Here is a 20,702-nt window from a genome sequence, read left to right as displayed (position 1 = left end):
AAACATGCACTTATTTGAGGGTGAAAGGAATGCTAAAAGTTATTCAATCTCCGGCCAAATATCTTCAGGGTCCTGACGCATCCACGCTTTTTGGTCAGTATGCCAAAAATCTGGCGGACAGTTTTTTTGTGATTGCCGATGACTTCGTGATGAAGCTGGCGGGGGACAAAGTACTCAATGGTTTGCATAACCACGGTTTAAGCTGCCACGCGGCCCGTTTTAACGGCGAATGCAGCCACGCGGAGATCAACCGCCTGATTGCCATTCTGCAGCAGCACGGCTGCCGCGGCGTGGTGGGGATTGGCGGCGGGAAGACGCTCGATACCGCTAAAGCCATTGGCTTCTACCAGAAGCTGCCGGTGGTGGTGATCCCGACGATTGCCTCTACCGATGCGCCAACCAGCGCGCTGTCGGTTATCTACACCGAAGCCGGTGAGTTTGAAGAGTATCTGATCTATCCGAAAAACCCGGATATGGTGGTGATGGATACGGCAATTATTGCCAAAGCGCCGGTGCGCCTGCTGGTGGCCGGGATGGGCGATGCGCTCTCGACCTGGTTTGAAGCGAAGGCCTGCTTTGATGCCAGAGCGACCAGTATGGCCGGCGGACAGTCCACGGCGGCGGCGTTGAGCCTCGCCCGCCTGTGCTATGATACGCTGCTGGCCGAAGGCGAAAAAGCGCGCCTGGCAGCGCAGGCTGGCGTAGTGACGGATGCGCTGGAGCGCATTGTCGAAGCCAATACCTACCTCAGCGGAATTGGCTTTGAAAGCAGCGGGCTTGCCGCGGCGCACGCCATTCATAACGGCTTCACTATTCTGGAAGAGTGCCATCATCTGTACCACGGCGAAAAAGTGGCGTTTGGCACCCTGGCGCAGCTGGTGCTGCAAAACAGCCCGATGGAAGAGATTGAAACGGTGCTGGGTTTCTGCCAGAAAGTCGGTCTGCCGGTGACCCTGGCGCAAATGGGCGTCAAAGAGGGCATTGAAGGGAAAATTCAGGCGGTAGCGCAAGCGACCTGCGCGGAAGGTGAAACGATCCATAACATGCCATTCCCGGTGACGGCAGACAGCGTTTACGCCGCGATCCTGACGGCCGATTTGCTCGGTCAGCAGTGGCTGGCGCGTTAACGTCTCGCTGACCTGCTTTTGCAGGGTGAAGCGTATTCTCCCCTCCGACAGTCTCTGCCGGAGGGGTTAACTATTTTAAACAGCGGAAAAGGAAATGGCGGCGCAGACTCAGGACTCCGGAAAAACAGTATCTTCCGTTATCAGTCAGTCATGGCAGCGTTGCAGCCGGTTTATGCCAAGGGAGACCTGGCAGGCGCCGCATCAGGCGCAGGGGCTGACCTTCGAATCGATCTGCCGACGTAAAACCGCGCTGCTGACCATCGGCCAGGCCGCGCTGGAAGATGCCTGGGAGTTTATGGATAGCCGACCCTGCGCGTTGTTTATCCTCGATGAGTCCGCCTGTATTCTCAGTCGCTGCGGCGATCCGCAGACGCTGGCGCAGCTCGCCGAACTCGGTTTTCTTGACGGCAGCTACTGCGCGGAAAGCATTATCGGCAGCTGCGCGCTCTCGCTGGCCTCGATGCTGGGGCAACCGGTGAAAACCACCGGCGATCAACACTTTAAACAGGCGCTGCACGGGTGGTCATTTAGCTCCACGCCGGTGTTTGATAACCACGGTCGCCTGTTTGGCTCCATCTCGCTGTGCTGTTTGATAGAACAGCAGGCCTCCTCTGATTTGTCTCTGACGCTGGCTATCGCCCGGGAGGTGGGCAACTCGCTGTTGACCGACAGCCTGCTGGCCGAATCTAACCGCCATCTCAACCAGATGTATGGCCTGCTGGAGAGCATGGATGACGGCGTGATGGCGTGGAATGAGCAGGGGGTATTGCAGTTTCTTAATGTGCAGGCCGCGACGCTCTTACATCTTGATGCCCAGACCAGCCAGGGGAAAAATATTAATGAACTGGTGACGCTGCCGGCGCTGCTGCGCCGGGCCATTAAGCACGCGCGCGCGCTGAACCATGCGGAAGTGACGTTTGAGAGCCAGCATCAGTTTATCGATGCCGTGATTACCCTCAAGCCCATCGTCGAAGAGCAGGGCAACAGCTTTATTTTACTGCTGCACCCGGTAGAGCAGATGCGCCAGCTGATGACCAGCCAGTTAGGGAAAGTGAGCCACACGTTTGCGCAGATGTCCTCGGACGATCCGGAAACGCGACGGCTGATTCATTTTGGCCGTCAGGCGGCGCGGGGTGGTTTTCCGGTCCTGCTCTGTGGGGAAGAAGGGGTGGGTAAGGAGCTGGTCGCCCAGGCCATTCATAATGAAAGCGAACGGGCGGGCGGCCCTTATATTGCCGTCAACTGTCAGCTGTATGCCGACAGCGTGCTGGGGCAGGATTTTATGGGCAGCGCGCCCACCGATGACGAAAACGGGCGTCTGAGCCGCCTGGAGCTGGCCAGCGGCGGCACTCTGTTTCTGGAAAAAATAGAGTACCTGGCGCCGGAGCTGCAGTCCGCGCTGCTGCAGGTGATTAAGCAAGGAGTGTTAACCCGCCTCGATGCCCGGCGCCTGATCCCGGTGGACGTTAAGGTGATTGCCACCACCACCGTTGATCTGGCTAATCTGGTGGAGCAGAACCGCTTTAGTCGCCAGCTCTATTACGCGCTGCACTCGTTTGAGATCGTCATTCCGCCGCTGAGGTCGCGGCGCAACAGCATTCCCTCGCTGGTGCACAACCGCCTGCGTAGCCTGGAGAAACGCTTTTCATCACGCCTGAAAGTGGACGACGATGCCCTGGCGCAGCTGGTGAACTACTCCTGGCCGGGCAATGATTTTGAGTTAAACAGCATTATTGAAAATATCGCCATCAGTAGCGATAACGGCCATATCCGCCTGAGCAATTTGCCGGAATATCTCTTCTCCGAGCGGCCGGGCGGCGATACCGCCTCGCCCCTGTTACCCGCCAGCCTGACCTTCAGCGCCATTGAAAAAGAGGCCATTATCCATGCCGCCCGCGTCACCAGCGGCCGGGTGCAGGAGATGTCCCATCTGCTCAATATCGGGCGCACGACGCTGTGGCGCAAAATGAAGCAGTACGATATCGACGCCAGCCAGTTCAAGCGTAAAAACCACGACTAGTTTGCTGCTTTCCTGCGCTCTCCGCAATTTGGCGGGCGCAATTGCTGTTTTTTCCCGATCTAAGCGGGGATTTGCTGTTGGTCACCGATGACGGGGCGGTTTATGCGGGCTGCGCCGGACTTATTGGGCAGAAAAACGCCATGCAAACGTTTGACTGAGGTCTGAATCAAAGAAAGGCAACGATCTCTTTGATATCCCCGCAGACTTGGGTCCATATTATAAACATGTTCATCACATGGTTAATTTTAAGGATAAGAGCATGCCAACAGCGATAGATAAAGCATTAGATTTTATTGGTGGAATGAACACATCGGCGTCGGCTCCGCATTCAATGGATGAAAGTACGGCTAAGGGCATTTTAAAATATCTCCATGAGTTAGGCGTTCCGGCTAGCGCCGAAGACGTGATCCTGCGAGGCGAACGGGAGGGATGGAATTCCGGGTTCACCAATAAAGTCGCTGGATGGGCGGAAAAAATCGCCGCTGGCAACCGTCTCGTAATTAAAAATCCAGAGTACTTCTCTTCCTATATGCGGGAGCAGCTCCGGGAGCTGGTGTAAGCGGCACGTTTTTAAAAAATGATTCTGAAGACGATATCCTGCAGGATGGTATAAAAAAGGAGCAACGTTGCTAACGTCGCTCCTTATATTTTTGCAGCCGATGAATATTCAGCATAATTTGAGATTGCCGCGCTAAGCGATGTATTTGCCGCTGGCTGAACATGATGCTGTATTTTTCACTTTATCCGCCATCATCTTCCGGCAACTTTAGCTTTTGAGCATATTCGCAAGTGGCATCGCCAACGGCCAGGTCGTGTCTACGACTGGGCAGGCCGGTTCCGTAACGTCAATCTGACTAGGATGGCTTTCAGTTTACAGCGGCGGACAGAATTCCGCCGCTGATGACGACATTTGAGCAACAATACCTCTCCCGCTTTTCTGAATTGAGTGCGTTTTCTCGCACAGAACGGGCTGGCTGTCTGGCTGAAAGTCATGTGGAATGTATGTTGATTCATCCCTTCAGGGGGGGAAAGTGAACATTGTGGTAACAGCCAGTCACGGCCGTTTTGGGTTGGCATCCCCGGTGAATGGCTAAAGCAAGTGCTGGCTATCTGCAACGAAAGTGTTCTGGTGAACCTTCAGGGTAAAAAACGAGATTGAAGTCTGAAGCCCAAACGGGACCTGGCTCAAATGCAATGCAAAGAAAAAGGACTTAGATAATTTCTTATCTAAGTCCTTGTTTTATCTGGTGGCCCCTGCTGGACTTGAACCAGCGACCAAGCGATTATGAGTCGCCTGCTCTAACCACTGAGCTAAGGGGCCGTGGCGAGGGATTATAAAGTAACTGGCAGACGCAATCCAGCGCAAAACGCACGGCTGCTGTTTTTATAAACAATGCATTTTCAATCCTTTATAATCGCCTTTTAGGTATTGAACGGGTGGAAAGATGATTAACGATATTCTGGCGCCGGACCTGCGGGTGGTCTTCTGCGGCATCAATCCGGGGAAGTCCTCTGCCCATACCGGTTTTCATTTCGCGCATCCGGGCAATCGCTTCTGGAAGGTGATTTATCAGGCCGGTTTTACCGACCGTCTGCTGAAGCCGGAAGAGGAGCTGCAGCTGCTCGATACGCGCTGCGGGATTACTATGCTGGTGGAGCGCCCGACGGTTCAGGCCAGCGAAGTTGCCTTGCAGGAGCTACGCAGCGGCGGGCGGGAGCTGGTGTTGAAAATTGAACAGTATCAGCCGCGGGCGCTGGCGATTCTCGGTAAACAGGCCTTTGAGAAAGCGTTTCAGGTGCGCGGCGCGCGCTGGGGCAAACAGCAGGTGACCATCGGCGATACGGAAGTGTGGGTGCTGCCAAACCCTAGCGGGTTGAACCGGGCGACGCTGGATAAGCTGGTGGAAGCGTATCGTGAACTGGATGATGCGCTGGCATCGCGAGGTCGATAGAGCCTGCGGTGAGTCGCGTCGCCGGCTCTCTCTGACGGCAACAGGGTGAATTGAAGACAAAAAAAAGCTCCCCGCAGGGAGCTTTTTTATTTCCGGCAACGATTAATCGTCGAGGAAGCTACGCAGCACTTCAGAACGGCTCGGGTGACGCAGCTTACGCAGCGCCTTCGCTTCGATCTGACGGATACGTTCACGGGTAACGTCGAACTGTTTACCGACTTCTTCCAGCGTGTGGTCGGTATTCATATCGATACCGAAACGCATACGCAGGACCTTGGCTTCACGAGCGGTCAGGCCTGCCAGCACGTCGTGAGTGGCGGCACGCAGGCTTTCCGTGGTTGCGGAGTCCAGCGGCAGCTCGAGGGTGGTATCCTCGATGAAATCACCCAGATGCGAATCTTCATCGTCGCCGATCGGCGTTTCCATGGAGATAGGCTCTTTGGCAATTTTCAGCACTTTACGAATTTTATCTTCTGGCATCAGCATGCGTTCAGCCAGCTCTTCCGGCGTCGGCTCGCGACCCATTTCCTGCAGCATCTGGCGGGAGATACGGTTGAGCTTGTTGATAGTCTCAATCATATGCACCGGAATACGGATGGTGCGCGCCTGATCCGCGATAGAACGGGTGATGGCCTGACGGATCCACCAGGTTGCGTAGGTGGAGAACTTGTAGCCGCGACGATATTCGAACTTATCAACCGCTTTCATCAGACCAATGTTACCTTCCTGGATCAGATCCAGGAACTGCAGGCCACGGTTGGTGTATTTCTTGGCGATAGAGATAACCAGACGCAAGTTCGCTTCAACCATCTCTTTCTTCGCACGGCGGGCTTTCGCTTCACCGATGGACATACGACGGTTGATATCTTTAACCTGCTCGATAGTCAGGCCGGTCTCTTCTTCAATCTGCTGCAGCTTCTGCAGGCCGCGCTGAACGTCTTCTTTGACGTCGTGCAGTTTTTCAGACCACGGCTTGTTCATGGCGATCGCAGCGTTGAACCAGGTCTCGCTGGTTTCGTTGCCGGTGAACAGGGTGATGAAGTTCTTCTTCGGCATTTTGCACTGTTCGACGCACAGTTTCATGATGATGCGTTCCTGAGTACGGACGCGATCCATCATGCTACGCATGCTGCCGACCAGGTAATCGAACTGTTTCGGTACCAGGCGGAACTGTTTGAACACTTCGGACAGCTTGAGAATTTCTTCCTGCGCTGCGGCGTGGCTACGACCTTTCGCTTTGATGGTATCGCGGGTCAGCTCGTACTGCGTGCGCAGTTCAGCGAATTTCTCGCGCGCCAGCTCAGGGTCGATGCTGTTGTCGTCATCGCTGCTGTCGTCGTCTTCTTCTTCATCTTCGTCTTCGTCGTCATCCATCTCTTCCTGAGAGAGTTCAGAGCCGACGTGCGTCGCGGTTGGCGCCAGGTCTTCTTCGGCGTTAGGATCGACGAAACCGGTGATCAGATCGGACAGGCGCGCTTCTTCAGCTTCAACGCGGTCGTACTGCTCCAGCAGATAGGTAATGGCTTCCGGATATTCAGCAACGGAGCACTGAACCTGGTTGATCCCATCTTCAATACGTTTGGCGATGTCGATTTCGCCTTCACGCGTCAGCAGTTCTACGGTACCCATTTCGCGCATGTACATGCGCACCGGATCGGTTGTACGTCCGATTTCAGATTCAACACTGGACAACACCTGTGCAGCAGCTTCTTCTGCATCTTCGTCGGTGTTGTTGCTGTTTTCAGCCAGCAGCAGATCATCGGCATCCGGTGCTTCTTCCATCACCTGAATGCCCATGTCATTGATCATTTGGATGATGTCTTCGATCTGATCGGAGTCGACGATATCTTCCGGCAGATGGTCATTGACCTCGGCATAGGTCAGATAGCCTTGCTCCTTACCACGTTGGACAAGAAGCTTCAGCTGTGACTGCGGGTTTTGCTCCATAAGACGGTATCCACACTTAATTCGTTTGATTGGTGTCGACAGACAAACTGCCAACATTTAAAGCGAGGGCGTACTTATATTATTGCCGCTGCGCCTCAGCGCGGCTGTCGGGGGCTTCCCGAACGATATTCGGCACTTAAGCCGTGCAATTCATTTTTTTGCCAGCTCCTGACTGATGGTCCAGAGTTCCCGGCGTTCTTCACTGCTTAAACCGTGCGTGCGGTCGCGAGCTATCAACTCTTCTTGCCGCAGTTCGAGCAGTGAATCAAACATATGGTTGAGCGCGTCGGTGAAGGTTTTTTCCGCGATATCTTTATCTGCTATATCGTCCCACATCGACAGTTTTTCAAGGGTTGCGGCCTCATTTGTACCGCGATACTGCTCTAAAAGTTGCCCGGTGGTCAGACCTGGCTGAGACAAACAGGTTTTGACCAGTTCGCTGAACAGGCCAAGCCCGGGCATTTTGCGCTGATCCAGGCCCTCTAAAGGCGGAACCAGCGGCGCCAAATCCGGGTTTTGCACCAGCAGTCCTATCAGTATACGCATGGTCGTGCGTTTTAGCTGCGGCGCGGGGCGTGGAGCTCCACTTTCTGTCTGTTTTGGCATTAAACGTTCAAGCTGAGCGTCATCTAAAATCCCCAGCTTGTTGCCCAGCTCCTGACGCAAATAAATGCGCAGCGTTTCGCCCGGTACCTGGGTGATGAGCGGCAGCGCTAAGGTACTGAGCTGCGCGCGCCCGTCCGGGGTGCTCAAATCGACCTGCGGCAGCAGGCTGTTGAACAAAAACGTGGAGAGCGGCTGAGCCTGCTCCATCCGCGCTTCAAACGCCGCTTTCCCCTCTTTACGCACCAGCGTATCCGGGTCTTCGCCGTCGGGCAGAAACATAAAGCGTAGCTGACGACCATCGGTCATGTACGGCAGTGCCGTTTCCAGCGCCCGCCAGGCGGCATCGCGGCCAGCCCGGTCGCCGTCGTAACAGCAGATGACCTGATTGGTCGCCCGGAACAAAAGCTGAATATGGTCGGCGGTGGTCGAGGTCCCCAGCGACGCGACGGCGTAGTTGATGTCGTACTGCGCCAGTGCCACGACGTCCATATAGCCTTCGACAACCAGCAAACGCGGTGGTTCGGCGTTATCCTGCTGCGCTTCATACAGGCCGTACAGCTGACGGCCCTTATGGAAAATATCGGTTTCCGGAGAGTTAAGGTATTTCGGCAGGGCATCACCCAGCACGCGACCACCAAAACCAATCACCCGGCCTCGCTTATCGCGGATAGGGAACATCACCCGTTCGCGGAAGCGGTCGTAACTGCGCCCCTTATCGTTCGTCACCAGCATGCCGGCATCGATAAGCGACTGGCGGTTTTCTTGATTGCCGCCAAAACGTTTTAAGACGTTATCCCAACCGGGTGGGGCGTAGCCAATCGCGAAGCGCGCAATGACCTCGCTGCTTAAGCCACGTTTCGCCAGATACTGGCGCGCAGGGTCGGCGGCGGGTTGCAGCAGAGACTGTTGATAAAACGCATTCAGACCGTCCATCAATTGATAGAGACTTTGCCGCTGATGGCGCTCTATTTGACTCGGTCCGTTGCCTGCTTCGTATGGCACTTCGAGGTTGTGCATGGCGGCCAGCTCTTCGACCGTCTCCACGAACTCGAGTTTGTCGTAGTTCATCAGGAAGTCGACGGCGTTACCGTGCGCACCGCAACCAAAGCAGTGATAAAACTGTTTTTCACCGTTGACGGTAAAAGAGGGGGTTTTTTCGTTATGGAATGGACAGCACGCGTGGTAGTTCTTGCCCTGCTTTTTGAGCTTTACCCGCGCGTCGATGAGATCGACGATGTCGGTGCGCGCCAGCAGATCATTGATAAATACGCGTGGGATTCGTCCAGCCATAGGCCCCGTAAACTATACACACGATCACCAGACGGCCTCAGCCTATGCTGAATACGTTCTTTCATGATGCGGTGTATCTGCTAATGCATAAACGAAAATAAGCCGCGCATTCCTTCCGGAAGCACGGCCTTACAACAACAACTCAGTCTGAATTGAGGGCGTTGGCCCTCAACAGATTAGTACAGACGAGTGCGGCGTGCGTTTTCGCGAGCCAGTTTCTTCGCGTGACGTTTCACTGCAGAAGCTTTAGCGCGCTTACGTTCGGTAGTCGGTTTTTCATAGAACTCACGACGACGAACTTCCGCCAGAACACCTGCTTTCTCACAGGAACGCTTGAAGCGACGCAGAGCTACGTCGAACGGCTCGTTTTCACGTACTTTAATTACCGGCATGTGCCTCTCACCTTTGATTAATTCGGTTTGCTGCTGGCATCAACGCCAGCTTATTTCAAAATGGTGCGGAATTTTACTGCAATTGCTGCTGCTTTGTAAAGCACCGCTGCCTTTTTTGAAAGGACTTTTATAAGGGTGAGGAGTATACACGAGGGTTGTTCCTGGGGCGAACAAAGTTTTATCTTCGCCGCCTGCAGGCCTTTCTGGCGCCGCATGGCGGGCAACGTGCGGCCGGGCGGGTTTTCGGGGCGCCCCGGTTGCCTCGCTGCGCCAACCAGGCACGCTGAGGGTATACATCAACCCGCATTGGTCCTAAACTGCGCGGTATTAGAGCGAGGTAAAACAAGACATGCGTGTACTGGGTATTGAAACATCCTGCGATGAAACCGGCATCGCCATTTATGACGACGAAAAAGGCCTGCTAGCCAATCAATTGTATAGTCAGGTGAAATTACATGCTGACTACGGCGGGGTGGTGCCTGAGCTGGCTTCGCGCGACCACGTGCGTAAAACCGTTCCGCTGATTCAGGCGGCGTTGAAAGAGGCCGGGCTGACGGCAAAAGAGATCGATGCCGTGGCCTATACCGCAGGTCCCGGCCTGGTCGGCGCGCTGCTGGTCGGCGCAACGGTAGGGCGTTCACTGGCGTTTGCCTGGAACGTGCCAGCGGTTCCGGTGCACCATATGGAAGGGCATCTGCTGGCGCCGATGCTGGAAGATAATCCCCCCGCATTCCCGTTTGTGGCGCTGCTGGTCTCTGGCGGCCATACCCAGCTGATTAGCGTCACCGGTATTGGTCAGTACGAGCTGCTCGGCGAGTCTATCGATGATGCGGCCGGAGAAGCGTTTGATAAAACCGCGAAGCTGCTGGGGCTCGATTATCCCGGCGGCCCGATGCTGTCTAAGATGGCGGCTCAGGGCAAAGAAGGACGATTTGTTTTCCCCCGTCCGATGACCGACCGTCCCGGTCTGGATTTCAGCTTCTCCGGCCTGAAAACCTTTGCGGCTAACACCATTCGCAATAACGATGACGATGAGCAGACCCGTGCAGATATCGCCCGCGCGTTTGAAGATGCGGTGGTGGATACGCTGATGATTAAGTGTCGTCGCGCGCTGGAGCAGACCGGCTTTAAACGCCTGGTGATGGCCGGTGGCGTGAGCGCCAACCGCACGCTGCGCGCGAAGCTGGCGGAGATGATGGCAAAGCGTGGCGGCGAAGTGTTCTATGCGCGTCCGGAGTTCTGCACCGATAACGGCGCGATGATCGCCTATGCCGGGATGGTTCGCCTGCGTACCGGCGCTAAGCCGGATCTCGGCGTGACCGTCCGTCCGCGCTGGCCGCTCGCTGAACTGCCGGCGGCGTAATCTGCATCACAGGCCGACATTCTGTCGGCCTGCCTTTCTGCTTTACTCCATACTTTTACACAGCGAGCAAATCGCGCCCTGATGTTTGTGCGAGTGCATGACGTCCGGACGTTCGTACTCTTCTTCACAGCTGACGCACTGGTAAACGGTGATGGACGCATTGCCCTGCGCGTCGTAGCGCGGCTCGCTAATCCCGTCATCGTACTGCTTGATGTAGTAGCGTCCGCCGGTGAGGATACCCATCAGCGGTGTCATCACCAGCGCCACGACCAGCGCAATCAGCGGCGAGAAGGGTGCCAGCGTGGCGCCGAGCAGACCGAAGAAGGCGCAGATGGAGAGCCCGGCCGCCAGAGCAAACGAAACCACGCCCACCGGGTTAACGTTGTAGATCATTCCGCGACGATATTCTGGCTGCGCCGGGGCGAGCCTGAGCAGGCCTTTGTTGACGGTGATATCGGTGGCAACCACCACCACCCAGGCAATGGCAAAGTTAGAGTAGAAACCAAGAATCCACGACAGCGCGCTGAACATATCGCCCTCCATCAGCGCCAGCGCGATGGCGAGGTTGACGATGACGAAGATAATCCGCCCCGGATAGCGTTTGGTGGTGCGCGTCCAGGCGCTGGTCCACGCCAGCGAGCCAGAATAGGCGTTGGTGACGTTGATTTTAATCTGTGAAATGACCACCAGCACGACGGCCAGGGTTAACGCCAGCCAGCCGGGTACCAGGTTATCAAAGACGCTGACGAACTGCTGTACCGGTTCGGTATTGTGCACCGCCGGGAAGCGGGTCAGCAGATAGAAGCCGAGGAAGGCGCCGATGATCTGCTTAATTGCGCCTAATATCACCCAGCCTGGGCCTGCGGAAAAGACCGCCAGCCACCAGCTTTTGCTGTTCTCTGCCGTTTTCGGCGGCATAAAGCGCAGGTAATCGATCTGCTCGCCGATCTGCATAATCAGCGACAGGCAGACGCCGGCGCCGAGCATAATGGCAGTTAAATCAACCTGCGCCGCGTTATTCTTGCCGGCGAAGTGCATAAAGCCGTCCACCAGCGCCGGGTCTTTGGCAATCAGCCAGGCCACCGGCACCACCATCAGCACCAGCCACAGCGGCGTGGTCCACACCTGCAGGCGGGTCAGGGCTTTCATACCGTAAACGACCAGCGGCAGCACCATCAGGGTGGCGATGAGATAGCCCATCCACAGCGGGATCCCTAATCCAACCAGCAGCCCCTGGGCCATAATCGAGCCTTCAAGGGCGAAGAAGATAAAGGTGAAGCCTGCGAAGATAATGCTGGTGATGACCGAACCAAAATAGCCGAATCCGGCGCTGCGGGTGATTAAGTCGAGATCGATGTTATAGCGGGCGGCGGTAATCGCCAGCGGGATCCCGGTGAGGAAGATCACCAGCGCCGCCAGCAGGATGGCGTAAATCGCGTTGGTGGTGCCCCATGCCATGCCGATGCTGGCGCCGATGGAGAAGTCCGCCAGATAGGCGATACCGCCCAGCGCGGTCACGGCGACGACGCCGGGTCCCCAGCGGCGGAAGCTCAGCGGAGCATAGCGGAGTGTATAGTCTTCCAGGGTTTCTCTGGAGCCGGATGTCCCGGTCTGGGCAGGTAACTCAGTTTTAATATCCAGTGATGACATAGTCATTCCTTAATGATCAGGCATGACAGGAATTAGCAAACCTTATGCCACTTCGTAGAACAGCTGCGGCGGGCGCTGGCGGGGCGGGGATGAATAAAGAGGGGGCAGGATGTGCACCATCCGGACGCAGGTGCGCCCGGATGGTGCAGGGACGCTTAGCGCAGCATGCCTTTGTCGACAAGGAAAGCGATGATGTTGTTCAGGCCATCGCCGCTTTTCAGGTTGGTAAAGGTCCACGGGCGGTCGCCGCGCATACGCATCGTATCGCGCTCCATCACCTCCAGCGATGCGCCCACATACGGTGCAAGGTCGGTTTTGTTGATCACCAGGAAGTCCGACTTCGTGATCCCCGGTCCGCCTTTGCGCGGGATCTTTTCCCCTTCCGCAACGTCAATGACGTAGATGGTCAGGTCCGCCAGCTCCGGACTGAAGGTGGCGCTCAGGTTATCGCCGCCGCTTTCAACGAAGATCAGATCGAGGTTGCCGAACTTTTCGCTCAGCGCTTCTACCGCCGCCAGGTTCATCGACGCGTCTTCGCGGATCGCGGTATGTGGACATCCGCCGGTTTCGACGCCGACGATGCGCTCCGGCGCCAGAGCGCCCGCTTCGGTGAGAATACGCTGATCTTCTTTGGTGTAGATGTCGTTGGTGACGACGGCTAACTGCCAGCTGTCACGCATGGCTTTACACAGCGCTTCCAGCAGGGCCGTTTTCCCGGAACCGACCGGGCCGCCGACGCCGACGCGCAGCGGGTGTTTGTAGTTATGCATACTCTCTCCTAGGAACGGAATAATCGGGAATACTGGGTTTCATGCCGGGCAGAAGCAATGGCGGCCAGCGGCGTGGATGAACCTATCGCGCTATCCGGCGCCGCAAGGGCGCAGGTCATATCCGCCGCGTAGCGATCGCACAGGCGTAAAATCAGCTGCTGGGCCGCCTGCTGGCCGAAAGGAACCAGCTTAACGCCGGCCATGACCGCGCTCTCGATCCAGCTGTAGCCAAGGCTCAGCGCCAGGTCGGGAAGTGCGATTTGCCAACGTACGCCGAGCCACGCCATGCCGGCGAGCTGACTTTGCCGACACAAAACGCGCCACGCCGGCGGGCAATCCGGCTGCCAGTCGGCCAGCAGGCGGGCAAAGGCCGCGCCGCGATTACGCTCTTCTTCACGCAGTTCGCGGGTCTCACGACAGGCGAGCAGCCAGGTGGTCCAGCGCTGTGCTGACGGCAGATCGTCGTTTTCGCATGCCCGATACAGCCGGGCGAACAGAGGAAGATCGACGGTAAAAAAGCTCTGTTCCATCTGCTGCAGCTGCCAGCGTTCAAAAGCGGCGGCATCGGGCACCCAGCCCGCTTCCACCGCCCACTCCAGCCCTTGCGACCAGCTATAGCCGCCGACCGGGAGGTTGCTGCTGGCCAGCTGCATCAACCGCAGGCGTTTTTCCGACGTTGGCATTTAGTGACTGTGCTCGTGATGATGATCGTGGCCATGATCGTGGCCATGATCGTGGCCATGATCGTGACTATGATCGTGACTATGACCGTGGCTATGGCCGTGGCTTTCGCTGGCGTAGGCGCCGGCTTCCGGTTCAAACGGCAGATGGGCGAAAGTGACCTCCAGGCCGAACTGGCGCAGCATATCGTCCAGCACATGGTCGTGGTGATAGCGCAGCTCTCCGGGCATGATTTGCAGCGGAACGTGGCGGTTACCGAGGTGATAGCAGGCTTTCGCCAGCGTGAACGGATCGTCACAATGCACCACGGACACGCCTTCATCTGCGGCGATAATTTGCACAAATTCGCTGCCGTCTTCATTGCTGAGCACATCCCCACCGCGTAGCAGCAGGCCGCGCGGCAACAACAAACCGGCTTCGCGACCATCGTTGAGGGTGACTTTGATACGACTTTTCACCCGTACATCGATCGGTAGCGTAAGGCTGGCGGTCAGTTTGCCAGGTGAATCCACTCGTTGGGTCAGATAGAGCATCCGGACTCCTTAAAACAGAAAATAACGTTGCGCCATCGGCAGGACATCTGCCGGTTCGCTGGTAATCAGCTCGCCATCGATGCGCACTTCATAGGTTTGCGCGTCGACGGTGATATTGGGCTGCAGGCCGTTATGGATCATGTCGGTCTTTTGTACCGTCCGGCAGCCTTTCACTACCGCCGTGGCGCTCTGCAGATTCAAACGTTGCGCCACGCCGCTGTCGACCGCCGCCTGCGGCAGGAAGGTGAGGCGACAGTGATGGCGAGCGCTGCCCAGCGCGCCGAACATCGGACGGTAGTGCACCGGCTGCGGCGTCGGAATCGAGGCGTTGATGTCGCCCATCGGTGCAATGGCGATCATCCCGCCCTTGATCACCGTGGCGGGCTTAACGCCGAAAAACGCCGGGGACCACAGCACGAGATCCGCCAGCTTGCCGACTTCAATCGATCCGACTTCATGGGCGATACCGTGGGTCAGAGCCGGATTAATGGTGTACTTGGCGATATAGCGCTTCACGCGGAAGTTGTCGTTATCGCCGCGTTCTTCCGCCAGCGGCCCGCGCTGGACCTTCATCCGATGCGCGACCTGCCAGGTACGCAGAACGACTTCGCCGACGCGGCCCATCGCCTGCGAATCAGACGATGTCAGCGAGAAGGCGCCGAGATCGTGCAGAACATCTTCTGCCGCGATGGTTTCCCGGCGGATACGCGATTCGGCAAACGCCACATCTTCGGCGATATCCGGATCGAGATGGTGGCAGACCATCAGCATATCCAGATGTTCGTCGATGGTGTTGACGGTATAGGGCAGCGTCGGGTTGGTTGAAGAGGGCAAAATATTGGGGTGTGCGCAGGCGGTAATAATATCCGGCGCATGGCCGCCGCCGGCCCCTTCGGTATGAAACGTGTGGATGGTTCGTCCGGCGATCGCCGCCAGCGTATCTTCCACAAAGCCGGATTCGTTCAGGGTATCGCTGTGCAGCGCCACCTGAATATCCATTTCGTCGGCAACCGTCAGCGCGCAGTTGATGGCTGCCGGCGTGGCGCCCCAGTCTTCATGAATTTTCAGGCCGATAACGCCTGCCGCGACCTGTTCGCGTAGCGCGTCCGGGTTCGAGCCGTTGCCTTTGCCCAGCAGACCGATATTCACCGGCAGACTGTCTGCCGCCTGCAGCATCCGCGAGATGTACCACGGACCCGGCGTGCAGGTGGTGGCATGCGTCCCCGCGGCCGGGCCGGTGCCGCCGCCGACCATGGTGGTGACGCCGGAGACCAGCGCCTCTTCCGCCTGCTGCGGACAGATCCAGTGGATATGGGTATCGACGCCGCCGGCGGTGACTATTTTGCCTTCGGCGGCAATCACTTCCGTCGCCGCGCCAATGGGGATATTGACGCCAGGCTGGATATCGGGATTGCCCGCTTTGCCGATCGCCAGGATCCGCCCGTCTTTGATGCCGATATCGGCTTTAACGATCCCCCAGTGATCGACGATCAGCGCATTGGTCAGCACCAGATCGACACAGTCGTCAGCGAGCATTTGCCCCTGGCCCATACCGTCACGGATGACCTTGCCGCCGCCGAACTTGACCTCTTCGCCGTAGGTGGTCAGATCGTCTTCGACCTCGATCCACAGTTCGGTGTCCGCCAGGCGCACTTTATCGCCGGTGGTGGGGCCAAACATGTCAGCATAAGCCTGACGTGAAATATCACTCATTGTTTGCCTCCAGATTCCCCATCACCTCGCCGCGAAAGCCGTATACCGCGCGACGACCGGCGAGCGCGACCAGCTCCACTTCACGTTTTTGCCCCGGCTCAAAGCGGACCGCGGTGCCAGCGGCGATGTTCAGGCGGTAGCCGGTGGCTTGCGCCCGATCAAATTTCAGCGCCGGGTTGACCTCGGCAAAATGGTAATGCGAGCCAACCTGAATCGGCCGGTCGCCATGATTCTCAACGATAATGCTGCGGGTGGCGCGGCCAACGTTCAGAGCTATCTGGCCGGGTTGCACCTTGTATTCACCTGGGATCATCGCGAAACCTCAGATAATCGGGTTGTGGACGGTGACCAGCTTCGAGCCATCCGGGAAGGTGGCCTCGACCTGGATGTCGGGGATCATTTCGGGTACGCCTTCCATGACCTGCTCGCGGCTTAACACGTGGCGGCCTTCTTCCATCAGCGCCGCCACGCTTTTACCGTCGCGGGCGCCTTCCATAATAAAGGCGCTGATTAAGGCCACGGCTTCCGGGTAGTTCAGCTTCAGGCCGCGGGCCAGGCGACGTTCCGCCACCAGCGCGGCGGTAAACAACAGCAGCTTGTCTTTCTCTCTGGGGGTCAGTTCCATAGCGTTCTCTCAGGTCAACCAGATTCGGGGAAGGACCGGGGACTTTCCGGTCAGATGCGGGCGCATAAAGCGCCAGATATCACGCATCGCCCGCTGGCAAAGTAAGTTATCGTCACTTAAAAAGCGCACCGTCAGCAGGCCGTCAGTCAGCGTGGCGCCGGCATAATTTCCTAGCGTTGTGAGTCGTTCCCGCACGCCGTCAAGCAGGGCTTCGCTGGCGGGATAGAACAGCAGAGTACCGACCCACGGGTATTGCGCCACGCTGGCCAGACGCCCGTCGGCCAGGTGCAGGCGTTCGATCAGCAGCGGAGCATCATCCATCCATACTTCAAGACGGTTGCTGAGGGCGCCATGGCTAAAGTTTTCGCCGATGACCGGGCGGCCAAGGCACAGCAGATCCCAGGCCAGCAGCGTGCTGGAGGCGCAAAGATGAAAGGCGGTGTGCAGACTGGCCCGGGCGCCCGGAAAGAAAATCGCGTCCTGCGGCAACCACTCCAGCGTCGAGCGTTCCGCCAGCGTCAGGCGCTGATGTAAATGGGCCTGCGCGCCGCTGCTGCGGTAAAATTTACTGGCGCCGGGCATGGTGATTAACGTGTGGCAGCCGCTATCGAGAGCGGCGCGAATCGTTAGCTCGTCGCCTCCAACGATCCCGCCCGGCGGGTGGAGTAAATAGAGATGACAGGTATCGTCTTCGGGGTAAAAGGGACGCTGGACGGTGAGCGGACCGACATGACGGGCGGAGGTGAGTACCGTTTTGCCGCCGCGATGTTGAAAATGAAGGTCCAGCGTAGCCTGCCAGCCTTTTTTATTCTCTGGTAACACGGTGCTGTGCAATGTTGTTACGCCCCTGCAAAATCAAGATAAAACAGCAGCGATGAGTATTGATCGGCGCGAAAGTATCTCGATCATATGAAAAGCTTATGAATTAAAAACAAGAAAACAGCCGCCTGAGCGGCGGCCGTTTAGCGAAAAGATTATTACGCCTGATAATCCTCGGCGTCAATGTCATAACCCGACGGTTCCCAGCGAATCGCGAGCAGCGACAGCAGGCCAATCAGCGGCGCGGCGGCGATAATCCAAAAGACCTGGGTATCCAGGGCTGCAACCAGCAGCGGGAAGAGGAACAGCGACAGGGTTGAGCTGCTGCGCATCAGGGTCTGATTCAGGCCAACGCCGACGCCGCGCAGTGAGGTCGGATAGCTCAACGAGGCAAAGGTCATGGTGTGGGCGCCGGGGCCAAACCCCTGGCCGAACAGGAACAGCGCCAGCATCGCCACGGCCGCGATGCCTTCGCCCGCGCCGTGCGGACGGCCGATCAGCGCCAGCCCCAGCAGCGCCGCCAGCTGGCAGCTGTAGCCCGCCAGCGACATCTTCCAGGCCCCTAAACGCGGCACCAGCCGAACCGCCAGCAGACCGCCGACAAAGGCGAAGAGCAGATTCAGCGCCAGCGAGATCACAATCGTGGTCAGCATCGACTGAACAAAGAAGCTGGAGATGATCACCGGCAGGCCGAAGGCGACGGCGTTATAGGCAAAGGAAGAGACCACCGACAGCAGCGTGGCGAGGGTGGTTCGCCGCAGATAGACGCCCTGGAACAGACGGAAATAGTTGCTCCACTGCGCTTTTTTCACCACCGGCGTCGGGTTATCCAGCGCGTCCTGCGCCACGTGGGCGTTGATGTTATAGGCCTTGCGGAGAATGGCGGCGGCGTCGCGCAGGTTGCCCTGATTGGCGGCCCACACCGGTGATTCGCTCATATAGCGGCTGCGAATGGCGATAATCACCAGCGCAGGTACCGCGCCGAAGCCCAGAATCAGCCGCCATAGCCAGTCGCTGTGGCTTTCTGGCAGCATGGCGTAGAACAAGAGCACCAGCAGATACGAGATGCTGATAGCGGCATACCACGTCGGGCACCACATGGCGACGCTGGCCGCTTTGTTGCCCGGCCCCTTAAGCTTTGAGAACTCGCTCAGGAAGGCCATCGCCACCGGCAGATCGATACCGACGCCGAGGCCCATGACAAAACGGGCGCCGGTCAGCACATATTCGTTGGGGGCCAGCGCGCAGGCGATCGCGGCCACCACAAAAAACAGCATATCGGCCATAAAGACGCGGTAGCGGCCGATTTTATCCGTCAGGTAGCCGCCCAGCAGCGCGCCGACGATTGCCCCGAAGGTGATGGCCGATGCCACCATTCCGGTACCGGCAGGGGTCAGATTGAACTCGCGGGTAATATCTTTCAGGCCGAAGGCCAGGGAGCCCAGATCGTAGGCGTCAAGAAAAATACCGCCGAGGGCGATACCCATGACGATACGCGCATTATTGCGCCCGCTGCTGCCCTCATTAATTAAACGCGATACATCGGCCGCGCCGCGTATCCACTGTACTTCCCCGCCAGGCGATCCCGCCGCTGCGACCGGATCCGCGTTGATTACGTCTGTCATGATGTTGTTCTGTGCTGTTTTATAAAGGATTCAGAGTAAACATCGTGGCAGGCAGGGATAAATTATTTTTGGTTATAAGACATAGCTAAGTGATTGTTGTGAAATGATTATCTTTTGCTGAGCGGTGGGTTCAGAATGATTGGCTGCCAAAAAGGGCAATTTAGAGAGAATGTCGGGATAAAGGGGGCCCGGCGTGAGCCACCGGGCGCAAGATTATTTCTGCTCAGGCGTTTTTTTGTTCTTTTTCAGTCGGGACCAGATTTTGGTTTCCTGGCGGCGCCACAGACGCTGAATATTGTCGTGATGGCGCAGCAGAATCAGGCAGGAGAGCATAGAGACCGGGAAGGTATACTGCGGTTTGAACCACCAGACGTAGAAGGGGGCAATCAGCGCGCTGACAATAGCCCCCAGCGACGAATAGCCGCTGAGCAGGATGGTCAGCAGCCAGGTACCCGCCATCACGCCGGTCAAATCCCAGCCGATGGGGGCGATTGCGCCGAAAGCGGTCGCCACGCCTTTACCACCGCGGAAGTTAAAGAATACCGGCCAGATATGGCCTACGCAGGCCGCAATGGCGACCAGGCCCAGCCAGAAAGGCGTCAGGCCGAGCGCCCAGGCACCCCAGACGGGCAGCATGCCTTTGAGCACATCAAAAATAAGAACCGTTACGGCTGCTCCCTTGCCGCCAATTCGTAGTACGTTTGTCGCCCCAGGATTGCCGGAACCGCTATCGCGAGGGTCGGGCAGGCCAGCGAGACGACACACCAGAATGGCGCTGGAAATTGAGCCGCAGAGGTAGGCAAGGATAACCAGTCCAGGCGCGATTGCACTCATCAGCTGTTCCATTTTGAAAATGTCATTTTGTCCCCGCTCTCCTTCGCGTCGCTGATGCGCTGGCGCGCTTCTTTCGTGCCGTCATCGGAGCGTGCATTGAGCCAGAACGCTTGCTGCGCCGCTGCTTTCCTGCAATACGAATTATTTAGGGGATGTCTTTGCATCTGTGGATAATACGCATAATTCGCCGGAAGTGGTATCCGGTTTAGCCAAAAAGCAGGCAGGTCGTGATGGATATTGTATTTATAGAGCAACTTTCGGTAATCACCACTATCGGTGTTTACGACTGGGAACAAACCATTGAACAGAAGCTGGTGTTCGATATCGAAATGGCGTGGGACAACCGCAAAGCGGCGAGCAGTGATGATGTCAATGATTGCCTCAGCTATGCTGATATCAGCGAGCTGGTGATTGGTCACGTTGAAGGCGGGCGTTTTGCGCTGGTTGAACGCGTCGCGGAAGAGATTGCCGATCTGCTGCTGGAAAAATTTCCCTCGCCGTGGGTGCGGATTAAAGTCAGCAAACCGGGCGCCGTTGCCCGGGCGGCAAACGTGGGCGTGATTATCGAGCGCAGTCGGACGTAGCCTTAATCTGAAACAAAACTTTTCAGGTCATACTCGTTAAACAAATTGAGTTTATACCGGTCACAGGATCCGGCTATCGGGATATTTAATTGCCGCTCAGGGTCAGGACAGCACTCGAAATTTACGCGTACTCCGTGTACGCTCCGGTTTCCTGCGCCGTCCGTCTCCAGA

General features: G+C 57.2%; 18 protein-coding genes, 1 tRNA gene and 2 pseudogenes. 7 read left to right on the top strand and 14 right to left on the bottom strand.

What is annotated here, in order from left to right; all coding sequences use genetic code 11:
* Window positions 1-29: 29 nt before the first annotated feature.
* The 3 genes from MC50_RS05035 to MC50_RS05025 all read left to right on the top strand — a co-directional run bounded on the left by MC50_RS05035 (window position 30) and on the right by MC50_RS05025 (window position 3,706).
* Window positions 30-1,127 carry a glycerol dehydrogenase gene (locus MC50_RS05035; RefSeq protein ID WP_032690654.1) on the top strand — a complete coding sequence of 366 codons (1,098 nt, stop codon included), beginning with the start codon at window positions 30-32 and terminating at the stop codon, window positions 1,125-1,127.
* 94 nt (window positions 1,128-1,221) lie between these two features.
* Window positions 1,222-3,147 (top strand): dihydroxyacetone kinase operon transcriptional regulator DhaR, encoded by a 1,926-nt coding sequence (dhaR, locus tag MC50_RS05030; protein WP_046853434.1) that lies wholly within the window; start codon window positions 1,222-1,224, stop codon window positions 3,145-3,147.
* Between the two features lie 235 nt (window positions 3,148-3,382).
* Window positions 3,383-3,706, top strand: a complete 324-nt coding sequence (locus tag MC50_RS05025; protein WP_072000068.1) for a DUF1889 family protein — start codon at window positions 3,383-3,385, stop codon at window positions 3,704-3,706.
* Window positions 3,707-4,392: 686 nt separating this feature from the next.
* On the opposite strand, the gene MC50_RS05020 is transcribed toward MC50_RS05025, so the two are convergent.
* A tRNA-Ile gene (locus MC50_RS05020) sits at window positions 4,393-4,468 on the bottom strand.
* A gap of 124 nt (window positions 4,469-4,592) precedes the next feature.
* Between MC50_RS05020 and mug the strand changes: the two genes are divergently transcribed.
* Window positions 4,593-5,099, top strand: coding sequence for a G/U mismatch-specific DNA glycosylase (gene mug, locus MC50_RS05015; RefSeq protein ID WP_004867844.1), 507 nt, complete (start codon window positions 4,593-4,595; stop codon window positions 5,097-5,099).
* A gap of 102 nt (window positions 5,100-5,201) precedes the next feature.
* Here the strand turns inward: mug and rpoD are convergent, their stop codons facing one another.
* The 3 genes from rpoD to rpsU all read right to left on the bottom strand — a co-directional run bounded on the left by rpoD (window position 5,202) and on the right by rpsU (window position 9,334).
* On the bottom strand, window positions 5,202-7,046 hold the full coding sequence (gene rpoD / locus MC50_RS05010; protein ID WP_032690659.1) for an RNA polymerase sigma factor RpoD: 1,845 nt from the start codon (window positions 7,044-7,046) through the stop codon (window positions 5,202-5,204).
* Between the two features lie 150 nt (window positions 7,047-7,196).
* Entirely contained in the window at window positions 7,197-8,942 is a 1,746-nt protein-coding gene (gene dnaG, locus MC50_RS05005; protein ID WP_032690660.1) for a DNA primase, read from the bottom strand.
* A 176-nt stretch (window positions 8,943-9,118) separates the two neighbouring features.
* A complete protein-coding gene (gene rpsU, locus MC50_RS05000) occupies window positions 9,119-9,334 on the bottom strand; it encodes a 30S ribosomal protein S21 (RefSeq protein WP_001144069.1) in 216 nt (71 codons plus the stop codon).
* Window positions 9,335-9,683: 349 nt separating this feature from the next.
* On the opposite strand from rpsU, the gene tsaD reads away from it, so the two are divergent.
* A complete protein-coding gene (gene tsaD, locus MC50_RS04995; protein ID WP_004867835.1) occupies window positions 9,684-10,697 on the top strand; it encodes a tRNA (adenosine(37)-N6)-threonylcarbamoyltransferase complex transferase subunit TsaD in 1,014 nt (337 codons plus the stop codon).
* A gap of 42 nt (window positions 10,698-10,739) precedes the next feature.
* Here tsaD and MC50_RS04990 read toward each other — a convergent pair whose 3' ends face one another.
* The 8 genes from MC50_RS04990 to MC50_RS04955 all read right to left on the bottom strand — a co-directional run bounded on the left by MC50_RS04990 (window position 10,740) and on the right by MC50_RS04955 (window position 17,503).
* Window positions 10,740-12,347, bottom strand: coding sequence for a purine-cytosine permease family protein (locus MC50_RS04990; protein ID WP_032690661.1), 1,608 nt, complete (start codon window positions 12,345-12,347; stop codon window positions 10,740-10,742).
* Window positions 12,348-12,502: 155 nt separating this feature from the next.
* Window positions 12,503-13,117, bottom strand: a complete 615-nt coding sequence (gene ureG / locus MC50_RS04985; protein ID WP_032690662.1) for an urease accessory protein UreG — start codon at window positions 13,115-13,117, stop codon at window positions 12,503-12,505.
* 8 nt (window positions 13,118-13,125) lie between these two features.
* Window positions 13,126-13,800: an urease accessory protein UreF gene (locus MC50_RS04980; RefSeq protein ID WP_047663513.1), complete on the bottom strand. Its 675-nt coding sequence runs from the start codon at window positions 13,798-13,800 to the stop codon at window positions 13,126-13,128.
* Entirely contained in the window at window positions 13,801-14,331 is a 531-nt protein-coding gene (ureE, locus tag MC50_RS04975; RefSeq protein WP_052135772.1) for an urease accessory protein UreE, read from the bottom strand.
* A gap of 9 nt (window positions 14,332-14,340) precedes the next feature.
* A complete protein-coding gene (gene ureC, locus MC50_RS04970; RefSeq protein WP_032697544.1) occupies window positions 14,341-16,044 on the bottom strand; it encodes an urease subunit alpha in 1,704 nt (567 codons plus the stop codon).
* Complete coding sequence (locus MC50_RS04965; RefSeq protein WP_032697545.1) at window positions 16,037-16,357, bottom strand: urease subunit beta; 321 nt, start codon at window positions 16,355-16,357, stop codon at window positions 16,037-16,039. The genes ureC and MC50_RS04965 overlap by 8 nt, the downstream gene beginning before the upstream one ends.
* A 9-nt stretch (window positions 16,358-16,366) precedes the next feature.
* Window positions 16,367-16,669 (bottom strand): urease subunit gamma, encoded by a 303-nt coding sequence (locus MC50_RS04960; protein ID WP_004867816.1) that lies wholly within the window; start codon window positions 16,667-16,669, stop codon window positions 16,367-16,369.
* 9 nt (window positions 16,670-16,678) lie between these two features.
* Entirely contained in the window at window positions 16,679-17,503 is an 825-nt protein-coding gene (locus tag MC50_RS04955; RefSeq protein WP_032697546.1) for an urease accessory protein UreD, read from the bottom strand.
* Here MC50_RS04955 and MC50_RS28795 point away from each other — a divergent pair.
* A pseudogene (locus MC50_RS28795) lies at window positions 17,493-17,579 on the top strand (short-chain dehydrogenase); the annotation flags it as partial. The gene MC50_RS04955 and the pseudogene MC50_RS28795 overlap by 11 nt on opposite strands.
* A gap of 67 nt (window positions 17,580-17,646) precedes the next feature.
* Here MC50_RS28795 and MC50_RS04950 read toward each other — a convergent pair.
* A complete protein-coding gene (locus MC50_RS04950; RefSeq protein ID WP_047663512.1) occupies window positions 17,647-19,113 on the bottom strand; it encodes an MFS transporter in 1,467 nt (488 codons plus the stop codon).
* A gap of 213 nt (window positions 19,114-19,326) precedes the next feature.
* Window positions 19,327-19,947, bottom strand: a complete 621-nt coding sequence (gene plsY, locus MC50_RS04945; RefSeq protein ID WP_032697633.1) for a glycerol-3-phosphate 1-O-acyltransferase PlsY — start codon at window positions 19,945-19,947, stop codon at window positions 19,327-19,329.
* A gap of 230 nt (window positions 19,948-20,177) precedes the next feature.
* On the opposite strand from plsY, the pseudogene folB reads away from it, so the two are divergent.
* Window positions 20,178-20,571: pseudogene (gene folB, locus MC50_RS04940) on the top strand (bifunctional dihydroneopterin aldolase/7,8-dihydroneopterin epimerase).
* The last annotated feature ends 131 nt before the right edge of the window (window positions 20,572-20,702 follow it).

The sequence above is a fragment of the Klebsiella planticola genome (genome assembly GCF_000783935.2).
Lineage (GTDB): Bacteria > Pseudomonadota > Gammaproteobacteria > Enterobacterales > Enterobacteriaceae > Klebsiella > Klebsiella planticola.
The sequence above is the reverse complement of the archived record's forward strand: the minus strand, read 5'-3'. Positions and strand labels throughout refer to the sequence as shown.

What these genes read in the sequence shown, in the direction of transcription:
- MC50_RS05035 (WP_032690654.1), top strand. Translation starts at nt 30, where the DNA reads ATGCTAAAAGTTATTCAATCTCCGGCCAAATATCTTCAGGGTCCTGAC.
- dhaR (WP_046853434.1), top strand. Translation starts at nt 1,222, where the DNA reads ATGGCGGCGCAGACTCAGGACTCCGGAAAAACAGTATCTTCCGTTATC.
- MC50_RS05025 (WP_072000068.1), top strand. Translation starts at nt 3,383, where the DNA reads ATGGTTAATTTTAAGGATAAGAGCATGCCAACAGCGATAGATAAAGCA.
- mug (WP_004867844.1), top strand. Translation starts at nt 4,593, where the DNA reads ATGATTAACGATATTCTGGCGCCGGACCTGCGGGTGGTCTTCTGCGGC.
- rpoD (WP_032690659.1), bottom strand. Translation starts at nt 7,046, where the DNA reads ATGGAGCAAAACCCGCAGTCACAGCTGAAGCTTCTTGTCCAACGTGGT.
- dnaG (WP_032690660.1), bottom strand. Translation starts at nt 8,942, where the DNA reads ATGGCTGGACGAATCCCACGCGTATTTATCAATGATCTGCTGGCGCGC.
- rpsU (WP_001144069.1), bottom strand. Translation starts at nt 9,334, where the DNA reads ATGCCGGTAATTAAAGTACGTGAAAACGAGCCGTTCGACGTAGCTCTG.
- tsaD (WP_004867835.1), top strand. Translation starts at nt 9,684, where the DNA reads ATGCGTGTACTGGGTATTGAAACATCCTGCGATGAAACCGGCATCGCC.
- MC50_RS04990 (WP_032690661.1), bottom strand. Translation starts at nt 12,347, where the DNA reads ATGTCATCACTGGATATTAAAACTGAGTTACCTGCCCAGACCGGGACA.
- ureG (WP_032690662.1), bottom strand. Translation starts at nt 13,117, where the DNA reads ATGCATAACTACAAACACCCGCTGCGCGTCGGCGTCGGCGGCCCGGTC.
- MC50_RS04980 (WP_047663513.1), bottom strand. Translation starts at nt 13,800, where the DNA reads ATGCCAACGTCGGAAAAACGCCTGCGGTTGATGCAGCTGGCCAGCAGC.
- ureE (WP_052135772.1), bottom strand. Translation starts at nt 14,331, where the DNA reads ATGCTCTATCTGACCCAACGAGTGGATTCACCTGGCAAACTGACCGCC.
- ureC (WP_032697544.1), bottom strand. Translation starts at nt 16,044, where the DNA reads ATGAGTGATATTTCACGTCAGGCTTATGCTGACATGTTTGGCCCCACC.
- MC50_RS04965 (WP_032697545.1), bottom strand. Translation starts at nt 16,357, where the DNA reads ATGATCCCAGGTGAATACAAGGTGCAACCCGGCCAGATAGCTCTGAAC.
- MC50_RS04960 (WP_004867816.1), bottom strand. Translation starts at nt 16,669, where the DNA reads ATGGAACTGACCCCCAGAGAGAAAGACAAGCTGCTGTTGTTTACCGCC.
- MC50_RS04950 (WP_047663512.1), bottom strand. Translation starts at nt 19,113, where the DNA reads ATGACAGACGTAATCAACGCGGATCCGGTCGCAGCGGCGGGATCGCCT.
- plsY (WP_032697633.1), bottom strand. Translation starts at nt 19,947, where the DNA reads ATGAGTGCAATCGCGCCTGGACTGGTTATCCTTGCCTACCTCTGCGGC.